Origin of the sequence: Nocardia jinanensis (assembly GCF_014645735.1) — a bacterium.
Taxonomy (GTDB): Bacteria; Actinomycetota; Actinomycetes; order Mycobacteriales; family Mycobacteriaceae; genus Nocardia; species Nocardia jinanensis.
In genome coordinates this window covers 1-1,589 of sequence record NZ_BMMH01000057.1, presented here as the reverse complement: position 1 = coordinate 1,589, position 1,589 = coordinate 1, and the positions used below count along the sequence as shown (strand labels likewise).

Below are 1,589 nucleotides of genomic sequence, written 5' to 3'. Positions count from 1 at the left end.
AGGATGGTCGGCGAAGGCTTTGACGGGATCGTAGGTCTGGCGTGTTTGCAGGCAGTGGTGGAGCTGGCCGACCATCTTGTTGAACAGGTGGCGGACCGCGGGAGCGTGGCGGTCACCGTGATCGCGGCGGCGCCGGTAGTGCTGTTGGGCGGGGCCTGGAAGGACGACCATGGTGGTGGCCCAGATCCAGCCAACGGCGGCCAGGCGATCATTTTTGATCCTGCGGTGGGTGATGGAGATACTTTTGCCCGAAGCCCGGGTGACGGGCGCTGATCCGGCGTATGCCTTGAGTGCGCGGGCGTCGGCGAATCGGCGGCGGTCGTCACCGATCTCGGCGAGCATGCGCGCTCCGGTGAGGTCGGCCAGTCCCGGGAAGCTGGTGATGATGGCGTGATCGGGGTGCGTTCTGAACTGTTCGGCCGCAGCCTGTTCCAGCTCGTAGGCGCCAGCACATGCGGCATTGAGCATCGCCAGTAATGCGAGGGCCTGCTGTCCCATTGCTCGCTCGATCGGTCCGGGTTGCCGCAGCTGCGGCAACCGCATGCTGGTGACGATCTCGGAAGCGAGTTGGTCGATACCACGCTGTCGGCCAGCACGGCGCAGTGCTGCGGCGACTCGCGTCTTGGTCAGTTTCGCTGCCGCAGCAGGTGTCGGCGCGATGGCGAGGATTGCCCGTGTTTCGGGTTTGGCCAAGTTGGTGGCTGAGCGGCCTGCGAAGGTGTCCAGGAACGCCGGGTAGTACTCGCGCAACAGAGATCGCAGTTCGTTGCTGGCTTTCGTGCGTCTCCAGACCGCGTCCTGCTGGGCGCGCGCGAGGACTGCGATGGCTTGGGCCAGTTCGCTGTCGGCAGGAAGTCGACGATGCAGATGGGCGTCGACCCGCAAGATGTTGGCCAGGGTCATCGCGTCAGCGTGGTCCGACTTTGCTCGAGCCACCGAATGGCGTTCGCGGTAGCGGGCCACGGCCATCGGGTTGATCGCGAACACCGGCCGCCCGGCCGCGCGCAAAGAAGCGACCATGAGCCCCCGCGGGGTCTCGATCGCGATCGGGACCGGGTCGTCCTTCGTGTCGCCCGTGTCGGCCAGCAGCTGGGTCAGCTCCGCGAAACCCGTTGGGTTGTCCGCGATTCGCTTCTTCGCGAGCAGCCTGCCGTCTCGGTCGACGATGGCGACATCGTGGTGACCTTCGGCCCAGTCCATGCCACAGTAAATACTCAATCGAGCCCTCCATCAGGTGTATTCCGGTGGCCCAGAACCCCAGCGAGAACGCGCAGCACCCTACTTACGAGCCTCTGTCGGGCTTGCCTCCGATGAGCTGTTCGCGATCCCAGCTCACCCGCACGGCGCCGATCTCTCCCAGAGCTCGAAGCTCACGAATGACGGGGCGTCCGGTCGCGCAGGCCGGCTCGAACCACGAGCAATCACAACCGCTGACGACGGACAGACAGAATCGACACACCGTCTGGATGAGTGTCGTTTCCGTTGCCGCGCCGCGCCGCGACTCGGCTCGGTCCGGCCGCGACGCTCGCGATCTATCCGAAGGACTCGTGGCTCCACGGTGACATCCAGGAGTCGTCGCGACCGGACCT

General features: G+C 65.6%; 1 protein-coding gene. It reads right to left on the bottom strand.

Going from position 1 to position 1,589, the window contains the following annotated elements:
* On the bottom strand, positions 1-1,200 hold a 1,200-nt coding region (locus IEY68_RS35820; RefSeq protein WP_189094727.1), incomplete at its 3' end, for an IS110 family RNA-guided transposase.
* Positions 1,201-1,589 lie beyond the last annotated feature (389 nt).